Origin of the sequence: Amycolatopsis dongchuanensis, from assembly GCF_039542405.1 — a bacterium.
Classification (GTDB): domain Bacteria; phylum Actinomycetota; class Actinomycetes; order Mycobacteriales; family Pseudonocardiaceae; genus Amycolatopsis_E; species Amycolatopsis_E sacchari.
This window is the reverse complement of sequence record NZ_BAABIB010000090.1, coordinates 1-19,912: the sequence shown is the minus strand read 5'-3', so window position 1 is coordinate 19,912 and position 19,912 is coordinate 1. Positions and strand designations below refer to the sequence as shown.

The following is a 19,912-nucleotide window of genomic DNA, read 5'->3' as shown; positions in this document are numbered from 1 at the left end:
CCCTTCCACGTGCGACCAGCCTCCGAGCGATCGGGGGCGGCAAGTGGAGCCCCGCTCCCACCCGTGTTGCCGGACAGGCGGCCGGGTCCGGTCTCGCCACCTCCGCGGTGGCGAAGCGCCCGCTTTCGGCGGGTGCGATCGGAACAGGGCCCCGCATGTCGGCGTTTCCCCAGGGAAGCCGGCGCCGGGGCCCGTGTGGTATGTGGGCACCAGGTCGAGCAGGCTGGACAACTTACCTCGGACCAAGGAGGCCACATCAGCTCCGAGACACGTATCAACGAACGCATCCGTGTTCCCGAAGTCCGTCTTGTCGGACCCAACGGTGAGCAGGTCGGGATCGTCCGGATCGAGGATGCGCTCAGGCTGGCCCAGGAGGCGGATCTCGACCTCGTCGAGGTCGCGCCGCAGGCGCACCCGCCCGTCTGCAGGCTCATGGACTACGGCAAGTTCAAGTACGAGAGCGCGCAGAAGGCCCGCGAGTCCCGCCGGAACCAGCAGCTGACCGTCATCAAAGAGCAGAAGCTGCGTCCCAAGATCGACCAGCACGACTACGAGACGAAGAAGGGGCACGTGTCCCGCTTCCTCTCGGCCGGCAACAAGGTCAAGGTGACGATCATGTTCCGCGGCCGCGAGCAGTCGCGGCCCGAGCTGGGCTTCCGCCTGCTGCAGAAGCTCGCCGACGACGTGCAGGAGCTCGGCTACGTCGAGTCGTCGCCGAAGCAGGACGGCCGGAACATGATCATGGTGCTGGCGCCGCACAAGAACGCGAAGGCGAAGCAGAAGGCCGCCAAGGAACCGGTCGAGTCCTGACGGCGCTTCGCGCAGACGCAGTCCGCAGCACACCGGGCGACCGGTGTGCTGCACTCTGAAGGAGAGCAATCATGCCCAAGATGAAGACGCACAGCGGGACCTCCAAGCGGGTCCGCGTGACCGGCAGCGGCAAGCTGCGCCGCCAGCGGGCCGGCCGTCGTCACCTGATGGAGAAGAAGGCCAGCAAGGTGACCCGCCGCCTGGAGGGCACCACCGAGCTCGCCAAGAACGACGTGGGCCGGGTCAAGCGGCTCCTCGGCCGCTGAGCTCCCCGCAGACCCGCTGACAACCCCCGGGGCGCCCGCCGCGCCCCCCGAGATCGACAGGATGGACCCGTGGCACGCGTCAAGCGGGCGGTGAACGCCCAGAAGAAGCGTCGCGCAACTCTCGAACTGGCCAGCGGCTACCGCGGTCAGCGTTCGCGGCTGTACCGCAAGGCCAAGGAGCAGACGCTCCACTCGCTCAACTACGCCTACCGGGACCGCCGCGCCCGCAAGGGTGACTTCCGCCAGCTGTGGATCACCCGCATCAACGCGGCCGCCCGGCAGAACGGCGTGACCTACAACCGGTTCATCCAGGGCCTCAAGGCCGCCGGTGTCGAGGTCGACCGGAAGGTGCTGGCCGACCTGGCCGTCAACGACGCCGCGGCGTTCGCGGCGCTGGCCGAGGTCGCCAAGCAGAACGTGACGACCGGTCCCGACGCGGAGAAGAAGTCGGCCTGAGCACGAACACCTCCCGGCCCGGGGTGGATCCGTTCACCGAGCGGACCCCCCGGGTCGTTGCTGCCCGGCGCCTGCTGCGCAGGGCCGAGCGCGAGAAGACGGGCCGCTTCCTGGCCGAGGGCGCGAACGCGGTCGCCGCGGCGCTGGCCCACGGGGGCGGTTTCATGCACGAGCTGTTCGTGACGGCGCGCGCCGAGCAGGCGTACCCGGAGCTGGTGACCGCCGCCCGCGAGGCGGGGGTGCGGGTGTCCCCGGTGACGGACCGCGCCGCCGACGGCCTGTCGGAGACGGTCACCCCGCAGGGCATCGTCGCGGTCTGCGACCTGCTGACCCGCCCCCTGGACGGCCTACTCTCGGCCGCACTCGCGGAGGCCTCGGACGCTGCCTCTGGCCTGTCGCCGGTCGCCGCCCCGGCTGAGCCGGGCGCTGCCTCTGCCGTGCCGCCTCCCGCCGCCCCAGCCGAGCCGGGCGCTGCCGAGGCTGGGACCGTCTCGACTGAGCCGGGCGCCCGCGCGACTGCCGCCGCGTCGGCTGACGCGGGTGTTGGCCTGGTCGCCGGGCCGGGCCCCGCTGGCCCGTCCGTGCCGCCTCCCGCCGCCCCGGCCGAGCCGGGCGCTGGTTCGGGCGCTGCCGTCCCGGCTGAGCCCACCGCTGGCTCGACGGCTGCCGCCTCGCCGGTCACCGACTCTGCTGCGCCCGGCACCGCCCCGGCTGGGCCGGGCGTCGCTGGCCAGTCCGCAACACCCGCCGCCGAGCCGGAAGCCACCCCGGTGGATGCCGTCGCGCTGGCGACCCCCGATCCCGCCGGGGCGCGCCTCATCCTCACCGAGCCCGCGGCGGAGCCTGCGCCCACGCAACCCGTCACCGAGCCCGCGCCCCGACTGCCCGCCGCCGCCCGCCTGGTCGCCGTCCTCGTGGACGTTGCCGACCCGGGCAACGCGGGGACGGTCATCCGGGTCGCCGACGCGGCCGGCGCCGATGCGGTGATCCTCGCCGGCGACAGCGTCGACCCGCACAACGGCAAATGCGTCCGCGCCTCCGCCGGCAGCCTCTTCCACCTCCCCCTCGCGCGGGAACGCGACGTCACCGCCGTGCTCGCCGCGTGCCGTGCCGCCGGGCTGCGCCTGCTCGGCGCCCACGGCTACGCCGAGACCGAGCTCGACGACCTGCCGCTGGACGCCCCTGTGGCCTGGGTTTTCGGCAACGAGGCACACGGACTGCCCGCCGAGGTCCTCGACGCCGTCGACGAGGCGGTCCGCATCCCGATCTACGGCAGGGCGGAAAGCCTCAACCTGGCGACGGCCGCCGCCGTCTGCCTGTACGGCAGCGCGATGGCCCAGCGCAGGTCGAGCGGAGGGTGACCGGCCGTCACCAGGAGGCAGTCGCCTAGAATTCCCCGGTAATCGCTTACGTGTGCTCGCCGTGCCGCGGACGAGTCCAGCGGACGCTGAGGAGTTATGCCCGGAGCCAACGACAAGCAGGACCCGCAGCCGGCCGACGCGCTGAAGCCGGAGACGCTGCGGGCCGCGATCAAGAACGCCGAGGCCGAGTTCGGCCAGGCGGCCGACCTGGACGCGCTGGCCGCCGTCAAGCCCGCTCACCTCGGTGACCACTCGCCGCTGCTGCTGGCCCGCCGCGCGATCGGCGCCCTGCCCAAGGACGAGAAGGCCGAGGCGGGCAAGCGGGTCAACGAAGCGCGCCAGGCCATCCAGAGCGCCTTCGACGCGCGCCGCGCGACGCTGCAGGCCGAGCGGGACGAGCGCGTGCTGCGCGACGAAGCCGTCGACGTCACCCTGCCCTGGGACCGGGTGCCGCGCGGCGCCCGCCACCCCATCACGACCGTCAGCGAACGCGTCGCCGACGTGTTCGTCGGGATGGGCTGGGAGGTCGCCGAGGGCCCCGAGCTCGAAGCCGAGTGGTTCAACTTCGACGCGCTGAACTTCGGCAAGGACCACCCGGCCCGCCAGATGCAGGACACGTTCTACGTCGGCGAGCCCGGTTCCGGCCTCGTGCTCCGCACCCACACCTCCCCGGTGCAGGCCCGCACGCTGCTGCACCGCGACCTGCCGGTGTACGTCGTGTGCCCTGGCCGCACCTACCGCACCGACGAGCTGGACGCCACGCACACCCCCGTCTTCTCCCAGGTCGAGGGGCTCGCCGTCGACAAGGGCATCACCATGGCCCACCTCAAGGGCACGCTCGACGCGTTCGCCCGCGCGATGTTCGGCGAGAAGTCGCGTACCCGCCTGCGTCCGCACTTCTTCCCGTTCACCGAGCCCTCGGCCGAGGTGGACGTCTGGTTCGAGGAGAAGAAGGGCGGCCCCGGCTGGGTCGAATGGGGCGGCTGCGGCATGGTCAACCCCAACGTGCTGCGTGCCTGCGGGGTGGACCCCGAGGTGTACTCGGGCTTCGCGTTCGGCATGGGCCTGGAGCGCACGCTGCAGTTCCGCAACGGCATCCCCGACATGCGCGACATGGTCGAGGGTGACGTCCGCTTCACCCTTCCCTTCGGAACGGAGGCATAGTGCGAGTCCCCGTGAGCTGGCTCCTCGAGCATCTCGACGCCGGCGAGGTCGGACCGCAGGAGCTGGCCGACGCCTTCGTCCGGATCGGCATCGAGGTCGAGGACGTCCAGCCCCTCAACCGGATCACCGGCCCGGTCGTGGTGGGCCGCGTCGCCGAGATCGAGGAGCTGACCGGCTTCAAGAAGCCGATCCGCTACTGCCGCGTCGAGACCGGCGAGGAGGACCTGCCGGGCGACGAGACCGAGGACGAGGACGGGCTGCAGGGCCTGAAGACCCGCGGCATCGTCTGCGGCGCCACCAACTTCGCCGAAGGCGACCTCGTGGTCGTCGCGCTGCCGGGCAGCGAGCTGCCGGGCGGGTTCGCGATCGCCCAGCGCAAGACCTACGGCCGCATCAGCGACGGCATGATCTGCTCGGCCCGCGAGCTCGGCCTCGGCGAGGACCACACCGGCATCCTCGTGCTGCCGCCGTCGACGGCCTCGCCCGGCGACGACGCGCGGGAGGTGCTCGGCCTCGAGGACACCGTGCTCGACGTGGTGCCCACCCCGGACCGCGGCTACGCGTTGTCGGTCCGCGGGCTGGCCCGCGAGCTGGCGTGCGCGCTCGACGTGCCGTTCGGCGACCCGGCCGCGCTCGACCTGCCCGAGCCGGAGGGCGAGGCCTGGCCGGTCCGCATCGAGGACGAGGACGGCTGCAAGCGGTTCGTGCTGCGCCGGATCACCGGCCTCGACGCCACCGCGCCGACGCCCTGGTGGATGCGCCGCCGCCTGCTGCTGGCCGGGATCCGGTCCATCTCGCTGGCCGTGGACGTCACCAACTACGTGATGCTCGAACTCGGGCACCCGCTGCACGCCTTCGACACGGCGTCGGTGAAGGGCGAGCTGGTGGTGCGCCGCGCCCAGCCCGGCGAGAAGCTCACCACGCTGGACGACGTGGAGCGCGCGCTCGACCCCGACGACATCGTGATCGCCGACGACAGCGGCGTGATCTCGCTCGCCGGCACGATGGGCGGCGCGAGCACCGAGATCAGCCCGGAGAGCACCGACGTGCTGCTCGAGGCCGCGCACTGGGACCCGGCGTCGATCAGCCGCACGGCACGCCGGCACAAGCTGTTCTCCGAGGCCGCCAAGCGGTTCGAGCGGTTCACCGACCCGCAGCTGTGCGCCGCGGCGGTCGAGCTGGCCGCGCGCCTGCTGCGCCGCTACGGCGAGGGCAGCATCCAGCCGGGCCGCACGGACGTCGGGCACGTCGAGCCGATGGCTCCCGTGACCATGCCGATCGACCTGCCCGACCGCATCGCGGGCGTGCGCTACGAGCGCGGCGTCACCGTGCGGCGGCTCGGCCAGATCGGCTGCAAGGTCCAGGTCGGCACCTCGGACGAGGGTGCGGCCATCGTCACGGCCGTGCCGCCGAGCTGGCGTGGCGACCTGCTGCAGCCCGCGGACCTGGTGGAGGAGGTGCTGCGGCTCGAGGGCTACGACAGCATCCCGTCCACGCTGCCGCCCGCGCCGCCGGGCCGGGGCCTCACCGAGACCCAGCGCCGCCGCCGGACCGTGTCGCGCGCGCTGGCCGAGGCTGGCTACGTCGAGGTGCTGCCGTTCCCGTTCATGTCGCCCGCGACGTGGGACGCGTTCGGCCTCGCCGAGGACGACGTGCGCCGCCGCACGGTGAAGGTGCGCAACCCGCTGGAAGCCGACAAGGACCAGCTGGCCACCTCGCTGCTGCCGGGGCTGCTGGAAACCTTGCAGCGCAACGTTTCCCGCGGTTTCCGTGATCTCGCGCTGTTCCACGTCGGACAGGTCGTCCTGCCCAGCGCCGCGCCGGTGCCCATGCCCGACCTCGGCGTCGCGCACCGGCCCAGCGACGAGGAGCTGGCCCAGCTGGAGGCCGCCGTGCCCGCGCAGCCGCTGCACGTCGCCGTGGTCCTGGCCGGGCAGCGGATCCGCCCGGGCTGGTGGGGCGACGGCGAACAGGCGAGCTGGGCCGACGCGGTGCAGGCCGCCCGCACGGTCGGCGCCGCCGCCGGGATCGAGCTGCGCGTGCGTGCCGCCGACCTCGCGCCGTGGCACCCGGGCCGCTGCGCCGAGCTGCTCGTCGGCGACTGGCCGGTGGGGCACGCCGGTGAGCTGCACCCGAAGGTCGTCGAGGCGCTCGGCCTGCCCAAGCGGACGGTCGCGATGGAACTGGACCTCGACGCGATCCCGCTGCCCGACAGCAGGCCGGCTCCCGCGGTGTCGCCGTACCCGCCGGTCCTGCTGGACGTCGCGCTCGTGGTCGACGCCAAGGTGCCGGCCGCGGACCTCGCCGAGGCGATCACCGCCGGCGGCGGCGAGCTGCTGGAGGACGTGACGCTGTTCGACGCCTACACCGGTGACCAGGTGGGCGAGGGCAAGCGGTCGCTGGCCTACAAGCTGCGCTTCCGCGCGCCGGACCGGACGCTGACCGTCGAAGAGGCCACGAAGGCCCGCGACGCGGCGGTCGCCGAAGCGGCCACACGGTTCGGCGCGGTGCTGCGGGGCTGAGCTCGTTCCCGCGGTGAGCCTCCGGAGCCGGAGGCTCACCGCGGCACGTATTTGAGCGCTTCCCGCACGGACAAGGGCGAAAGCCCGGGATGCGTGGCGACGAACTCGGCGACCCAACCGGGGTCCAGCCGCGAGTGCTGCCGCAGCGCCCAGCCGATCCCCTTGCGGAGGAAGAACTCGCGCTCGCCGATGCTCGCTTCGATCGCGTGGGTGAGCAGGCTGAGGTCCGTCGCCTCCTTGGCGCCGACCTGGCAGATGATCGCCGTCCGCCGCCGCCAGAGGTCCGGGTCCACCGCCCACCGCCGCAGCACCGGGCCGAGCACGCCGGGCTCGGCCCGCAACAACGGGCCCACCCTGCGGATCGCGATCTCGTCGACGTAGTCCCACCAGGCGCCGGTCACGATCATCTCCTCGTACAGCGGCAGCAGACCGCTGTCCTGCCACGGCGCGTAGGCACGGTGCCCGGTCAGGTCGATCGCGACGTAGCGTTCCTCCCGGAACTCCGCCTCCCGCCACAACTCCCTGGTGACGGCTACGAGCGTCGCCTTGTCCGGCAAGGGATGCTCGGCGAACAGCTGCCGGGTCAGCCGCTGCCGGACCGGTTTCGGCACTCCGCGAAACGGCAGCGCGGACTTCATGTAGGCCCGCATCTCCTCCGCCTTGGCGGGATCTCCCGCCGCCGCGAGCGCCTTCCGGGCCGCCGCTACCAAAGCGTCCACTGTGTACACCTCCATCGGGTGACGGCTTCAGGCCGGGCTCGGGTGGCGAAACCCGGCCGGATCGGAGAGGTTGTCGCGAGGCGTTGCTCGTTCCCGCCATGGCGTGGCGGAATTGTCGACGAAAAGGACCACAGTGAACAAACTCGTCTCCGCGCTCGCGGCGACCGTTCTGCTCTCCGGTGCCGTGGTCGCAGGCGGCCCGGCCCACGCGACCCCGGGCGTGCCCGAGTTCGACCCGGCCCCGATCACGTGGGGCGCCTGTGCTTCGGCGGGCCTGCGCAGGGCCGGAGCCGAGTGCGGCTTCCTGGAGGTACCGCTGGACTACCGCGATCCGGACGGCACCAAGATCTCGCTCGCGGTCTCCCGGGTCCGCCACACCACGCCCGATTTCCAGGGCGTCATGCTGGTCAACCCCGGTGGCCCCGGTGGCTCCGGCCTCACCCTGTCCGTACTCGGGCGGCACGTGCCCCACGGGGCGGGCGCCTCCTACGACTGGATCGGCTTCGACCCGCGCGGCGTCGGCGCCAGCAAGCCCGCGCTGGCCTGCGACCCCGGCCGGTTCGGCTACAACCGCTCCGCCTACGTGCCGACCACCCCCGAACTTGAGCAGTCGCACCTCGCCTCCGCCGAGGCGTACGCGAACGCGTGTGCCCGGAACGGCGAGCTGCTCGAGCACATGAAGACCACGGACTCCGCGCGGGACATGGAGTCGCTGCGCAAGGCGCTCGGCCAGGAGCAGATCAACTACTACGGCTTCTCCTACGGCACCTACCTCGGGCAGGTGTACGCGACGTTGTTCCCACAGCGGGTCCGCCGCATGGTGCTCGACGGCAACGTGGATCCCCGGAAGGTCTGGTACCAGGCCAACCTCGACCAGGACGTGGCCTTCGACCGCAACATCAAGATCTACTTCGACTGGGTGGCGAAGTACGACGCCGTCTACCACCTCGGCACGTCCGGCGACGCCGTCGAGCGGCTCTGGTACGAGCAGCAGGAGCAGCTCACGCGGCAGCCCGCGGGAGGTGTGATCGGCCCCGCGGAGTGGACCGACATCTTCCTGCAGGCCGGGTACTACCGCTTCGGGTGGACCGACATCGCGGAGGCGTTCAGCGGCTGGGTGCACCGGGGTGACTGGCAGGCGCTCAAGGCGCTCTACGACGACAGCGCCGGCGACGACAACGGTTACGCCGTCTACGCCGCCGTGCAGTGCAGCGACGTGCGCTGGCCGGCCGCGTGGGCGAAGTGGCGGGCCGACAACTGGCGGACGCACCAGCGCGCGCCGTTCGAGACGTGGGCCAACGCCTGGTACAACGCGCCCTGCCTGTTCTGGCCCGCGAAGCCCGGCATCCCGGTCCGCGTCGACGGCACGAAGGTGGCCGGTGCGCTGCTGATCAGCGAGGAACTCGACGCCGCCACGCCGTTCGAGGGCAGCCTCGAGGTGCGCAGGCTCTTCCCGCGCTCTGCGCTGATCGGCGAGCCCGGCGGGGCGACGCACGCCGACTCCCTCAACGGCAACGCGTGCGTGGACGACCAGGTCGCGGACTACCTGGCGACGGGCAAGCTGCCCGCCCGCAAGCGCGGCGAAGGCCCGGACACGACGTGCGACCCGCTGCCCGATCCCGTCCCCGCGGGCGCGGGACGGGCGGAACCGCGCGCGGCGGTGCCGGCCGCGTCCGCGTGGCGCTGACGGCGTTGTTTCAGCTCGTCGACGGTGTTTCATCAGGTCCCCCCAGACCGCTCGTGTGTGGTGCCGAGCACGCTACGACAGGGGTACGACAATTTCGGACCGCGACCGCCCGGAAGCGCTCGGTGACGAAAATTGTCGTAGGGGGTCGCTAGCCTCCCCGGCATGAACATCATCGAAGAGCACCGGAGCAAGGTCCGGGCCGGAGAAGACACCTATTCGATCGAGATCACGACCGTGCCGGGCGATGACGGGCCCGCGCGGCTGGTCGTCAGCGTCGGCGGGGCGGGGCCGCAGGGTGACCAGGTCGCCGACGGGCACCTCGAGGTCGCCGCGGCGGCCGCGGAGACGTTGGGGACCGTGCTGGCGGAAGCGCTGCGACATACGGTGGGCATCACGGGCGCTGGCGGTCGCCGGGCCCGTGCCCGGCCGGCGAGCCAGGGGCTGCCCTGGACACCGGAGCAGGACGCGGAGCTGGAGAGCCGGTGGATCACCGGCAGTTCCGTCGCGGACATCGCCGCCGACTTCGGGCGCTCGCCGGGTGCGGTGCGGGCGCGGCTGCCGAGGGTCGGCTGTGATCCCGAGCGTCCGGGGGAGTACCTGCCGGAGCCACCGAGCAGGCGCCTGGCGGGAGATCCGTGATCGGTACCGGGAGGGCGGCCGGAGCGCCGCCCTCCCGGGTACGGCACCCTGGCTTTGATTGAACTTGCGTGACCATGCATAATCATTCGTATGACGGTGAAGGTCGCGGTGGCCGGGGCGAGCGGGTACGCGGGCGGGGAGCTCCTCCGCCTGCTGCTCACGCACCCGGAAGTGGAAATCGGCGTGCTGACCGCTGCCAGCAGTGCGGGAACCCCGCTCGGGCAGCACCAGCCCCACCTGGTTCCGCTGGCGGATCGAGTCCTGCGCGAAACGTCGGCGGAAACCCTCGCGGGGCACGGCGTCGTCTTCCTCGCGCTGCCGCATGGTCATTCAGGGGAGATCGCCGCACAGCTGGGGCCGGACGTGCTCGTCGTCGACCTCGGTGCCGACCACCGGCTGCGCGACGCGGCCGACTGGCAGCGCTGGTACGGCGGCGAGCACGCCGGCACCTGGCCGTACGGGCTGCCCGAACTGCCGGGGGCGCGGGAGGCGCTGGCGGGCACCAAGCGGATCGCGGTGCCCGGCTGCTTCCCGACCGGGGGTTCGCTCGCGCTCGCGCCGGCGCTGGCGGCCGGGCTCGTGCGGCCCGAGGTGTCCGTCGTCGCGGTCACCGGCACGTCCGGTGCGGGCCGCAGCCTCAAGCCGCACCTGCTCGGGTCGGAGGTCATGGGGTCGGCGAGTGCGTACGGCGTCGGTGGCACCCACCGGCACACCCCCGAGTTCGCGCAGAACCTGAGCGCGGTCGCGGGGGAGCGGGTCACGGTGTCGTTCACGCCGGTGCTCGCGCCGATGCCCCGCGGCATCCTGACCACCGCGAGCGCGCCGCTGGCGTCCGAAGTGGACACAGCGGCTGTACGCGCGGTGTACGAGAAGGCCTACGCCGACGAGCCGTTCGTGCAGGTGCTGCCGGAGGGCTCGTGGCCGGTCACCTCGGCCACGCTGGGGTCGAACAACGTGCAGCTGCAGCTGACCGTGGACGAGTCCGCGGGCAGGCTGGTCGTCGTGTCGGCCATCGACAACCTGACCAAGGGCACCGCGGGTGGTGCCGTCCAGTCCATGAACGTCGCACTCGGTCTCCCCGAGACCACCGGACTTCCGACCGTAGGAGTCGCCCCGTGACCGTCACCGGACCGAAGGGGTTCCGGGCCGCCGGAGTCGCCGCCGGGATCAAGCCCACCGGCGCGCTGGACCTCGCCCTCGTCGTCAACGACGGCCCCGACCAGGCCGCCGCCGGCGTGTTCACGCGCAACGTGATCAAGGCCGCGCCCGTGCTGTGGTCGCAGGAGGTGCTGCGGCACCGGCGGCTGCGTGCCGTCGTGCTGAACTCCGGCGGCGCCAACGCCGCCACGGGCCCTGGCGGGTTCCAGGACACGCACGCCACGGCCGAGCAGGTCGCGAAGGTGCTCGACACCGGCGCGATCGAGGTCGCGGTGTGCTCCACGGGGCTCATCGGCGAGCGGCTGCCCATGCCGGCGGTCCTGTCCGGAGTGGACACCGCCGCCGGGGCGCTCGCCGCCACGCCGGAGGCCGGGCTCGCGGCCGCCACCGCGATCATGACCACCGACAGCAAGCCGAAGCAGACGTTCAAGACGCACGCCGACGGCTGGGGGATCGGCGGCATGGCGAAGGGCGCCGGCATGCTGGCGCCCAACCTCGCGACCATGCTCTCCGTCGTCACCACCGACGCTTCGCTGGAGCCCGACGCGCTCGACGCCGCCCTGCGCGCCGCCACGAGAGTCACCTTCGACCGGCTGGACGTCGACGGCGGCACCTCGACCAACGACACGGTGCTGCTGCTGGCGTCCGGGGCGAGCGGGGTGTCCCCGGCCCTCGACGACTTCACCGAACTGCTCACCGCGGTCTGCCTCGACCTGGTGTACCAGCTGCGGGCCGACTCCGAAGGCGCCACGAAGGACGTCGACATCGTCGTGCGGGGTGCGGCGAGCGAGCAGGACGCTATCAACGTGGGCCGCACGGTGGCCGAGGACAACCTCGTGAAGACGGCGTTGTTCGGCTCCGACCCCAACTGGGGCCGGATCGCGATGGCGCTGGGCCGTGCCCAGGCCGAGATCGACCCGGAGTCGCTGTCGATCACGATCAACGGGGTCACTTTGTTCGCCAACGGCACCACGGCGGCCGACCGCTCCGCCGCCGACCTGTCCGGTCGCGCCATCGAGATCGTGATCGACCTCGGCGTCGGGGTCAGCACCGCCACGATCTACAGCACGGACCTGTCGCACGGGTACGTCGAAGAGAACAGCGCGTACTCGTCATGACGCCTTCCGAATCCCTGGTGACGGCCGACGACCGGCTCGCCACCGCCGCCGAGAAGGCCGGTGTCCTCATCGAGGCCCTGCCGTGGCTGCAGCGCTTCCACGGTGCCACGGTCGTGGTCAAGTACGGCGGCAACGCCATGATCGACGACGAGCTCAAGCACGCGTTCGCGCAGGACATGGTGTTCCTGCGGCTCGCCGGCCTGCGCCCGGTCGTCGTGCACGGCGGCGGCCCGCAGATCACCGCGATGCTGGGCAGGCTCGGCATCGAGGGCGAGTTCAAGGGCGGCCTCCGCGTCACCACGCCGGAGACGATGGACGTCGTGCGCATGGTGCTCGTCGGGCAGGTCAGCCGCGAGCTGGTGGGCCTGATCAACGCCCACGGCCCGTACGCGGTGGGTATCTCCGGTGAGGACGCGCAGCTGTTCATCGCCGAGCGCAAGCAGGCCACGGTCAACGGTGAGGCGGTCGACGTCGGCCTGGTCGGCGAGGTCGCGTCAGTGAACCCCGATGCGGTGCTGGACATCGTCAACGCAGGCCGCATCCCCGTCGTCTCCACCGTCGCGCCCGACGTCGACGGCGTGGTGCACAACGTCAATGCCGACACGGCCGCGGGCGCGCTCGCGGCCGCGCTGGGCGCCGAGAAGCTCGTCGTGCTCACCGACGTCGAAGGCCTGTACGCCAACTGGCCGGACCGGTCCTCGCTCGTGGACCGCATCCGCGTCGACCGACTCGAACAGCTGTTGCCGACATTGGCCAGCGGCATGATCCCGAAGATGGAGGCGTGCGCGAAGGCGGTGCGCGGCGGGGTCCGCGGCGCCCACGTCATCGACGGCCGCATCGCCCACTCCGTCCTGCTCGAAGTGTTCACCTCACGCGGAATCGGCACCATGGTCCTGCCCGAAGAGGAGCCGTCATGACCACCATATCGTCCAATGTGGACGGCCAGCAGCACTGGCAGTCCGCGCTGATGGCCAACTACGGCACGCCGCAGCTGACGCTGGTCCGCGGGGAGGGCGCGCGGGTCTGGGACGCCGAGGGCAACGAGTACGTCGACCTGCTCGGCGGCATCGCGGTCAACGCACTCGGCCACGCGCACCCCGAGGTCGTCAAGGCGGTCACCGAGCAGATCACCCAGCTCGGGCACACGTCGAACCTGTACGTGAACCCCGTCGCCGTCGAGCTCGCCGAGGCGCTGCTGGACGTCGCCGGGCTGGCGGGCGGCGCGAAGGTGCTGTTCGTCAACTCCGGCGCCGAGGCGAACGAGGCGGCCATCAAGATCAGCAGGCTGACCGGCCGCACCAAGATCGTCGCGTGCGAGGGCGCGTTCCACGGGCGCACCATGGGTTCGCTCGCGCTCACCGGCCAGCCGCCCAAGCGTGAGCCGTTCGAGCCCCTGATGCCCGGTGTCGTCCACGTGCCCTACGGCGACGTGGACGCGCTGCGGGCCGCAGTCGACGACCAGACCGCGGCGCTCGTGCTGGAGCCCATCATGGGCGAGGGCGGCGTGATCCCCGCGCCGGACGGGTACCTGCAGGCCGCGCGCGAGATCACCAAGCAGGCCGGCGCGCTGCTCATCCTCGACGAGGTGCAGACCGGCATGGGCCGCACCGGCACCTGGTTCGCGTTCCAGCGGGCGGGGATCACGCCGGACGTGTTCACCCTGGCCAAGGGCCTGGGCGGCGGTCTGCCGCTGGGCGCCACGATCGGTGTCGGCGCGGCCGGCGACCTGCTCCAGCCGGGCCAGCACGGCACCACGTTCGGCGGCAACCCCGTGTGCTGCGCCGCCGGTCTCGCCGTGCTGCGCACGATCGCCAGGGACAACCTCAACGACCACGTGTCCGCGCTGGGCAAGGACATCGCGAACGGTATCGAGGAACTGCACCACCCGTTGGTCGGCGGGGTGCGTGGCGCCGGGCTGCTGCTCGGCATCGCGCTGCGCGCGCCCGTCGCGCCCGCGGTCGCCAAGGCCGCGCAGGACGCCGGTTACCTCGTCAACCCGGTCGCGCCCGACGCGATCCGCCTCGCACCCCCGCTGATCCTGAGCGACGAACAGGCGCGGGGTTTCCTCGCCGCGCTGCCCGGTGCTCTCGACTCCGCCACCCCGAAGGACTGACATGCCACGCCACTTCCTCCGCGACGACGACCTCACCCCCGAGGAGCAGCTCGCCGTCCTCGACCTCGCCGACGAGCTGAAGAAGGACCCGCTCGGCAACCGCGCACTCGCCGGGCCGAAGTCGGTCGCGGTGCTGTTCGAGAAGAACTCCACGCGCACCCGGATGTCCTTCGAGGTCGGGATCGCCCAGCTGGGCGGGCACCCGATCATCGTCGACGGCCGCTCCATGCAGCTCGGCCGCGAGGAGACCATCGAGGACACCGCGCGCGTGCTGTCGCGCTACGTCGACGCCGTGGTGTGGCGGACGTTCGCGCAGCAGCGGATCAACGCGATGGCCTCGGCCGCGAGCGTGCCGGTCGTCAACGCGCTGACCGACGAGTTCCACCCGTGCCAGGTGCTGGCCGACCTCCAGACCATCCGCGAGCGCAAGGGGAAGCTCGCCGGGCTCACGCTGACGTACCTCGGCGACGGTGCCAACAACATGGCCCACTCGCTGATGCTCGGCGGGACCACGGCCGGGCTGAACGTCCGCGTCGTGTCGCCCGAGGGTTTCCAGCCGCTGCCGGAGGTCACCCAGGCGTCGAAGGAGCGGGCGGCCGAGACGGGCGGCAGCGTCACCGTCTACACCGACCCGAACGAGGCCGTCGAGGGCGCGGACGTGCTCGTGACGGACACGTGGACGTCGATGGGCCAGGAGAACGACGGCCTCGACCGCGTCACGCCCTTCCGCAAGCTGCAGGTCAACACCGAGCTGCTGGCCAGGGCGGCACAGGACGCCATCGTGCTGCACTGCCTGCCCGCTCACCGGGGCTGGGAGATCACCGACGAGGTGCTCGACGGCCCGGCCAGCGCGGTGTGGGACGAGGCCGAGAACCGGCTGCACGCACAGAAGGCGCTGTTGGTGTGGTTGCTGAACGAACGACGATGAGCCGCGCGGCCCGGCAGGCGCGGATCACCGAGCTGGTCTCCAGCATGGCGATCCGCAGCCAGACCGAGCTGGCGAAGCTGCTGGCGGCCGAGGGCATCGAGGTCACGCAGGCCACCCTGTCGCGTGACCTCGACGAGCTGGGCGCCGTGAAACTGCGGGGCGCGGATTCGGGCGCGCCGGTGTACGTCATCCCCGAGGACGGCAGCCCGGTGCGCGGCGTGCAGGGTGGTACCTCCCGGCTGTCACGCCTGCTGGCCGAGCTGATGGTTTCGGCCGATTTCTCGGGCAACCTGACAGTGCTGCGCACGCCGCCCGGCGCCGCGCAGTTCCTCGCCAGCGCGATCGACCGGGCGGCGCTGGAGGAGGTCGTCGGCTCGATCGCCGGGGACGACACGGTCGCGGTGATCGCCAGGGAACCGCTGACCGGCAAGGAACTGGCCGACCGGTTCTCCGCGCTCGCGCGGCGGTCGGCCACCGAGACGTGAACTACCAGAAGAGCTGAGGTTATGACCGAGGGAAACCAGCCGGTGCAGCTGTGGGGAGGCCGGTTCGCGAGCGGGCCGGCGGAGGCGATGGCGAAGCTGTCCGCCTCGACCCACTTCGACTGGCGACTGGCGCCGTACGACATCGCCGGGTCCAAGGCGCACGCCCGCGTGCTGCACAACGCGGGCCTGCTGACCGAGGACGAGCTGAACGCGATGCTGAAGGCGCTCGACCAGCTCGCCGAGGACGTGGCCTCGGGTGCCTTCACGCCGACGATCGAGGACGAGGACGTGCACACCGCCCTCGAACGCGGGCTGCTGGAGCGGGCGGGCGCCGAGCTGGGCGGCAAGCTCCGCGCGGGACGTTCGCGGAACGACCAGGTGGCCACCCTGTTCCGGATGTGGCTGCGGGACGCGGCCCGCCGCGTCGTCGCCGGCACGCTGGACGTGGTGGACGCCCTGGTGTCCCAGGCGAAGCGGCACCCGGACGCGGTCCTGCCCGGCCGCACCCACCTGCAGCACGCGCAGCCGGTCCTGCTAGCGCACCACCTGCTCGCGCACGCGCACGCGCTGCTGCGCGACGTGAGCCGCCTGCGGGACTGGGACGACCGCACGGCCGAGTCGCCGTACGGCGCCGGTGCGCTCGCCGGCTCGTCGCTGGGGCTCGACCCGGAAGCGGTGGCGAAGGAGCTGGGCTTCGACGCGAGCGTCGAGAACTCCATCGACGGCACCGCGTCCCGGGATTTCGCCGCGGAGTTCGCCTTCGCGCTCGCGATGCTCGGCGTGAACCTGTCGCGGATCGCCGAAGAGGTGATCATCTGGAACACCGCCGAGTTCGGCTACGTGACCCTCGACGACGCGTGGGCGACCGGCAGCTCGATCATGCCGCAGAAGAAGAACCCGGACGTCGCCGAGCTGACGCGCGGCAAGTCGGGGCGGTTGATCGGCAACCTCACCGGGCTGCTGGCCACGCTCAAGGGGCTGCCGCTGGCGTACAACCGCGACCTGCAGGAGGACAAGGAGCCCGTCTTCGACTCCGTCGAGCAGCTGGAGCTGCTGTTCCCGGCGATCGCGGGCATGCTCGGCACACTCACCTTCCACACCGAGCGGCTCGCCGAGCTGGCGCCCGCCGGGTTCACCCTCGCCACGGACATCGCGGAGTGGCTGGTGCGGCAGGGCGTGCCGTTCCGCGTCGCCCACGAGGCGGCGGGGGAGTGCGTGCGGGTCGCCGAGTCGCGGGGCGTCGGGCTGGAGGACCTGACCGACGAGGAGCTGGCGAAGATCTCGCCCGCGCTCACCCCGCAGGTGCGCGAAGTGCTGACCGTCGAGGGTTCGGTCGCGTCCCGCGATGCGCGGGGCGGTACAGCCCCTGCTCGGGTCGTGGAGCAGCTCGCGCGGCTGGAGGACCGGGTCGCGGGGTACCGCGAATGGATCTCCTGAGGATCCGGGACGTCGAGCCGGGAGAGCTGGGCGAGCTGGCGGTCCTGTGCCGTGAGCACGCCGAGTTCGACCGCGGGCTCGGCGAGCCGATCCCGCCGTTGCCGGACGACCTCGCGGAACGGTTGCGGCGCCAGATCTTCGGTCCCACGCCCGCGATGTGGTGCCTCGTCGCCGCGCTCGGGGACGAGCTCGTCGGCTACGCGTCGTACTGCTGGGTCCCGTCCACGTGGCGCGGCGAGCGCTACGTCCTGCTCGACTGCCTGTACGTGCGCGAGGGCGTGCGGCGCCGGGCGGTCGGCCGCAAGCTGTTCGACGCCGGTGCCGCTCGTGCCCGTGAACTGGGCGCCGAGCGGATGCAGTGGCAGACGCCGCGGGAGAACCACGCGGGGCAGCGGTTCTACGAACGCCTCGGCGCGCACGGCGTCGGCAAGCTCAGGTACACAGTGAAGCTGTGACGATCGACCACCTGGTGTACGCCACACCGGACCTCGCCGGCACCGTGGAGGCTCTGCGTGCGCAGGGCGTGCCACTGGTGCCCGGCGGGCCACACGTCGGGCGCGGCACCCGCAACCACCTCGCCGGGCTGGGCGGTGGCACGTACCTCGAGGTCATCGGCCCTGATCCCGAGCAGCCCGAACCGGAGGAGCCCCGCCCGTTCGGCATCGATGACCTGACGGCCCCGCGCCTGGTGACGTGGGCCGCGCGCGTGTCCGGTTTCCCGGACCGGGAGCTGCTCGGCCCGGTGCCGATGTCCCGCCGCCGCCTGGACGGTGTGCTGCTCGAATGGGAGCTGGCGTTCCCGCCGGGCGGTGACGGGCTGGTGCCGTTCCTCATCGACTGGCACGGCTCGCCCCATCCGGCCGAGAGCCTCGACCACTCAGTTCGCCTGGTGTCGTTCCACGGCGTCCACCCCGATCCCGATCGCCTGGCGCGCGAGGTGGCGGCGCTCGGGGAAAGCCTGGAGGTGCGGCGCGGCGAGCGCCCCGGTCTCGAAGCGGAACTGGCCACGCCGAAGGGCAGCGTGGTGCTGCGGTGAGGCAGTTCACGCGCGAGGAGCTCGCCGTCGACCCCCTGGATCTCGCCCGGGTGCTGCTCGGAGCGGTGATTGAGACGACGACTCCCGAAGGAGCGGTCGCCGCCCGCCTCGTCGAGGTCGAGGCGTACCGCGGCCAAGACGACCCGGCGTCGCACTGCTACCGCGGGCGCACCCCGCGCAACGAGGTGATGTGGGGGCCCGCCGGTCACCTGTACGTGTACTTCGTCTACGGCATGCACTTCTGCGCGAACGTGGTGGGCCGGGAGGACGGGGAGGCGGGCGCGGTGCTGCTGCGCGCCGCCGAGATCACCTCGGGTGTCGAGCTGGCGAAGGCACGCCGGAAGGCCGCCCGCCGCGAGCACGAACTCGCGCAGGGGCCCGCGCGCCTGACGTCGGCGCTGCGGATCGGCCCCGAGCACAACGGTGCCGACCTGACCGACCCCACCTCGCCGGTGCGCCTGCTGGTGGGCGAGCCGGTGGGACGGATCCACACGGGGCCTCGCGTGGGTGTGGCCGCGGCGATGGACGTCCCCTGGCGGTTCTGGATCGACTCGCCCGCCGTCTCCGCGTACCGCCGCGGAGGCCGGGCGACCCGGCAGAAAGCCGGTTGACCTGGTACGGGAGTATCGAGACGTGAGCGAACACATTCTCGACGAACTGTCCTGGCGCGGGCTCATCGCGCAGTCCACCGATCTCGACGCGCTGCGGAAGGATCTGGACGCGGGTCCGCTCACGCTCTACGGCGGTTTCGACCCGACCGCCGAAAGCCTGCACGCCGGTCACCTCGTCCAGCTGCTGACGCTGGCGCGGTTCCAGCGGGCGGGGCACCGGCCCGTCGTGCTCGGCGGCGGCGCCACCGGTCAGATCGGCGACCCGCGGGACGTGGGGGAGCGGACGATGGTCAGCCGGGAGGTCACGGCGGCGCGGCTGGAGAAGATCCGGGCGCAGCTGGAGAAGTTCGTGACGTTCGACGACTCGCCGTCCGGCGCGATCGTGGAGAACAACCTCAACTGGTTCAAGGACGTCTCCGCACTCGACTTCCTGCGTGACGTCGGCAAGCACTTCTCGGTCAACGTGATGCTCTCGCGGGAGACGGTCAAGCGCCGGCTGGCGTCCGACGGGATCTCCTACACCGAGTTCAGCTACCTGCTCCTGCAGTCCTACGACTACCTGCAGCTGCACCGGAAGTACGGCACGAAGCTGCAGATCGGCGGCTCCGACCAGTGGGGCAACATCATCGGCGGGGTCGACTACATCCGGAAGGTCGACGGCTCGGCCGTGCACGCGCTCACGACGCCGCTGGTCACCGACTCCGAGGGGCGGAAGTTCGGCAAGTCCACCGGCGGCGGCAACGTCTGGCTCGACCCGTCGCTGACCTCGCCCTACGCGTGGTTCCAGTACTTCGTGAACGTCGGGGACGCCGAGGTCATCCCGTACCTGAAGATGTTCACCTTCCTCAGCCGCGAGGAGATCGACGAACTCGCCCAGCTCACCGAGGAGAAGCCGCAACTGCGTGCCGCGCAGCGCAAACTCGCCGAGGAGCTGACGACGCTGGTGCACGGCGCCGAGCAGACCCGGCAGGTGACGCTCGCGAGCCAGGCGCTGTTCGGCCGGGGGGAGCTCGGCGAGCTGGACGCCTCGACGCTCGACGCCGTCATGGCGGAGGTGCCCTCCGGCGAGGTCCGGCTGGCCGAGGAGCCCACGATCATCGACCTCCTGCTGGCTCCCGGGCTCGTGGACAGCAAGGGGGCCGCGCGCCGCACGGTGAAGGAGGGCGGTGCGTACGTGAACAACGTGAAGATCAACGACGAGGAGTGGCGGCCGTCCGCGTCCGACGCGCTGCACGGCCGGTGGCTCGTGGTGCGCCGGGGCAAGCGGACCACGGGTGGCGTCCGTTTGCTGCTCTGACCTGGGGTTTCTCGTTTAGGGGACCCCCCTGTTCGGGGGCGTTTTCCGGGTGTGTAATCTTCTCTTCGTCGCCAGGGAGACCGGGCGGCGCGGGGCCACGAACCA

Annotated in this window: 20 protein-coding genes and 1 pseudogene; 20 read left to right on the top strand and 1 reads right to left on the bottom strand. The window is 72.0% G+C overall.

The genetic code is table 11. The annotated features are described in order from the left end of the window. Positions 1–195 precede the first annotated feature (195 nt). The 7 genes and pseudogenes from infC (at position 196) to pheT (ending at position 6,579) form a co-directional block, all read left to right on the top strand. Positions 196–810 carry a translation initiation factor IF-3 gene (gene infC, locus ABFX51_RS24190; protein WP_091513227.1) on the top strand — a complete coding sequence of 205 codons (615 nt, stop codon included), beginning with the start codon at positions 196–198 and terminating at the stop codon, positions 808–810. A gap of 71 nt (positions 811–881) precedes the next feature. Then, positions 882–1,076 carry a 50S ribosomal protein L35 gene (gene rpmI, locus ABFX51_RS24185; protein WP_091513228.1) on the top strand — a complete coding sequence of 65 codons (195 nt, stop codon included), beginning with the start codon at positions 882–884 and terminating at the stop codon, positions 1,074–1,076. A 69-nt stretch (positions 1,077–1,145) separates the two neighbouring features. Beyond that, positions 1,146–1,532 (top strand): 50S ribosomal protein L20, encoded by a 387-nt coding sequence (gene rplT / locus ABFX51_RS24180; RefSeq protein WP_091513231.1) that lies wholly within the window; start codon positions 1,146–1,148, stop codon positions 1,530–1,532. A 23-nt stretch (positions 1,533–1,555) separates the two neighbouring features. Then, a pseudogene (locus tag ABFX51_RS24175) lies at positions 1,556–1,798 on the top strand (RNA methyltransferase substrate-binding domain-containing protein); the annotation flags it as partial. A 504-nt stretch (positions 1,799–2,302) separates the two neighbouring features. Then, on the top strand, positions 2,303–2,893 hold the full coding sequence (locus ABFX51_RS24170; protein ID WP_091513302.1) for a TrmH family RNA methyltransferase: 591 nt from the start codon (positions 2,303–2,305) through the stop codon (positions 2,891–2,893). A gap of 96 nt (positions 2,894–2,989) precedes the next feature. Next, positions 2,990–4,057, top strand: a complete 1,068-nt coding sequence (gene pheS, locus ABFX51_RS24165; protein ID WP_091513232.1) for a phenylalanine--tRNA ligase subunit alpha — start codon at positions 2,990–2,992, stop codon at positions 4,055–4,057. After that, positions 4,057–6,579, top strand: coding sequence for a phenylalanine--tRNA ligase subunit beta (pheT, locus tag ABFX51_RS24160; protein WP_091513234.1), 2,523 nt, complete (start codon positions 4,057–4,059; stop codon positions 6,577–6,579). Before pheS ends, pheT begins: the two co-directional genes overlap by 1 nt. A gap of 35 nt (positions 6,580–6,614) precedes the next feature. On the opposite strand, the gene ABFX51_RS24155 is transcribed toward pheT, so the two are convergent. After that, positions 6,615–7,313: a DNA alkylation repair protein gene (locus ABFX51_RS24155; protein ID WP_091513235.1), complete on the bottom strand. Its 699-nt coding sequence runs from the start codon at positions 7,311–7,313 to the stop codon at positions 6,615–6,617. Between the two features lie 118 nt (positions 7,314–7,431). Here ABFX51_RS24155 and ABFX51_RS24150 point away from each other — a divergent pair, with 118 nt between their 5' ends. The 13 genes from ABFX51_RS24150 to tyrS all read left to right on the top strand — a co-directional run bounded on the left by ABFX51_RS24150 (position 7,432) and on the right by tyrS (position 19,807). Beyond that, complete coding sequence (locus tag ABFX51_RS24150; RefSeq protein ID WP_091513238.1) at positions 7,432–8,985, top strand: alpha/beta hydrolase; 1,554 nt, start codon at positions 7,432–7,434, stop codon at positions 8,983–8,985. A gap of 162 nt (positions 8,986–9,147) precedes the next feature. Then, positions 9,148–9,624, top strand: coding sequence for a helix-turn-helix domain containing protein (locus ABFX51_RS24145; RefSeq protein WP_091513239.1), 477 nt, complete (start codon positions 9,148–9,150; stop codon positions 9,622–9,624). A 90-nt stretch (positions 9,625–9,714) separates the two neighbouring features. Next, a complete protein-coding gene (argC, locus tag ABFX51_RS24140) occupies positions 9,715–10,743 on the top strand; it encodes an N-acetyl-gamma-glutamyl-phosphate reductase (RefSeq protein WP_091513242.1) in 1,029 nt (342 codons plus the stop codon). After that, positions 10,740–11,900 carry a bifunctional glutamate N-acetyltransferase/amino-acid acetyltransferase ArgJ gene (gene argJ / locus ABFX51_RS24135; protein WP_091513243.1) on the top strand — a complete coding sequence of 387 codons (1,161 nt, stop codon included), beginning with the start codon at positions 10,740–10,742 and terminating at the stop codon, positions 11,898–11,900. Before argC ends, argJ begins: the two co-directional genes overlap by 4 nt. Further along, entirely contained in the window at positions 11,897–12,817 is a 921-nt protein-coding gene (gene argB / locus ABFX51_RS24130) for an acetylglutamate kinase (RefSeq protein WP_091513246.1), read from the top strand. Before argJ ends, argB begins: the two co-directional genes overlap by 4 nt. Then, positions 12,814–14,013 carry an acetylornithine transaminase gene (locus tag ABFX51_RS24125; RefSeq protein ID WP_091513248.1) on the top strand — a complete coding sequence of 400 codons (1,200 nt, stop codon included), beginning with the start codon at positions 12,814–12,816 and terminating at the stop codon, positions 14,011–14,013. Before argB ends, ABFX51_RS24125 begins: the two co-directional genes overlap by 4 nt. Position 14,014: 1 nt before the next feature. Continuing rightward, complete coding sequence (gene argF / locus ABFX51_RS24120; protein ID WP_091513250.1) at positions 14,015–14,941, top strand: ornithine carbamoyltransferase; 927 nt, start codon at positions 14,015–14,017, stop codon at positions 14,939–14,941. Next, complete coding sequence (locus tag ABFX51_RS24115) at positions 14,938–15,426, top strand: arginine repressor (protein ID WP_091513253.1); 489 nt, start codon at positions 14,938–14,940, stop codon at positions 15,424–15,426. The genes argF and ABFX51_RS24115 overlap by 4 nt, the downstream gene beginning before the upstream one ends. Before the next feature lie 21 nt (positions 15,427–15,447). Beyond that, positions 15,448–16,863: an argininosuccinate lyase gene (gene argH / locus ABFX51_RS24110; protein ID WP_346055023.1), complete on the top strand. Its 1,416-nt coding sequence runs from the start codon at positions 15,448–15,450 to the stop codon at positions 16,861–16,863. After that, entirely contained in the window at positions 16,851–17,318 is a 468-nt protein-coding gene (locus ABFX51_RS24105; RefSeq protein ID WP_346055022.1) for a GNAT family N-acetyltransferase, read from the top strand. Before argH ends, ABFX51_RS24105 begins: the two co-directional genes overlap by 13 nt. Then, a complete protein-coding gene (locus ABFX51_RS24100; protein WP_346055021.1) occupies positions 17,315–17,899 on the top strand; it encodes a VOC family protein in 585 nt (194 codons plus the stop codon). Before ABFX51_RS24105 ends, ABFX51_RS24100 begins: the two co-directional genes overlap by 4 nt. After that, positions 17,896–18,510: a DNA-3-methyladenine glycosylase gene (locus tag ABFX51_RS24095; RefSeq protein WP_346055020.1), complete on the top strand. Its 615-nt coding sequence runs from the start codon at positions 17,896–17,898 to the stop codon at positions 18,508–18,510. The genes ABFX51_RS24100 and ABFX51_RS24095 overlap by 4 nt, the downstream gene beginning before the upstream one ends. Before the next feature lie 22 nt (positions 18,511–18,532). Further along, the gene (tyrS, locus tag ABFX51_RS24090) at positions 18,533–19,807 is read left to right on the top strand and encodes a tyrosine--tRNA ligase (protein WP_346055019.1); all 1,275 of its coding nucleotides are present in this window, start codon (positions 18,533–18,535) and stop codon (positions 19,805–19,807) included. The last annotated feature ends 105 nt before the right edge of the window (positions 19,808–19,912 follow it).

Excerpts from the sequence above, each read along its gene's own strand:
- rpmI (WP_091513228.1), top strand. The coding sequence starts at position 882 with ATGCCCAAGATGAAGACGCACAGCGGGACCTCCAAGCGGGTCCGCGTG.
- pheS (WP_091513232.1), top strand. The coding sequence starts at position 2,990 with ATGCCCGGAGCCAACGACAAGCAGGACCCGCAGCCGGCCGACGCGCTG.
- ABFX51_RS24155 (WP_091513235.1), bottom strand. The coding sequence starts at position 7,313 with ATGGAGGTGTACACAGTGGACGCTTTGGTAGCGGCGGCCCGGAAGGCG.
- ABFX51_RS24145 (WP_091513239.1), top strand. The coding sequence starts at position 9,148 with ATGAACATCATCGAAGAGCACCGGAGCAAGGTCCGGGCCGGAGAAGAC.
- argC (WP_091513242.1), top strand. The coding sequence starts at position 9,715 with ATGACGGTGAAGGTCGCGGTGGCCGGGGCGAGCGGGTACGCGGGCGGG.
- argB (WP_091513246.1), top strand. The coding sequence starts at position 11,897 with ATGACGCCTTCCGAATCCCTGGTGACGGCCGACGACCGGCTCGCCACC.
- ABFX51_RS24125 (WP_091513248.1), top strand. The coding sequence starts at position 12,814 with ATGACCACCATATCGTCCAATGTGGACGGCCAGCAGCACTGGCAGTCC.
- argF (WP_091513250.1), top strand. The coding sequence starts at position 14,015 with ATGCCACGCCACTTCCTCCGCGACGACGACCTCACCCCCGAGGAGCAG.
- ABFX51_RS24115 (WP_091513253.1), top strand. The coding sequence starts at position 14,938 with ATGAGCCGCGCGGCCCGGCAGGCGCGGATCACCGAGCTGGTCTCCAGC.
- argH (WP_346055023.1), top strand. The coding sequence starts at position 15,448 with ATGACCGAGGGAAACCAGCCGGTGCAGCTGTGGGGAGGCCGGTTCGCG.
- ABFX51_RS24105 (WP_346055022.1), top strand. The coding sequence starts at position 16,851 with ATGGATCTCCTGAGGATCCGGGACGTCGAGCCGGGAGAGCTGGGCGAG.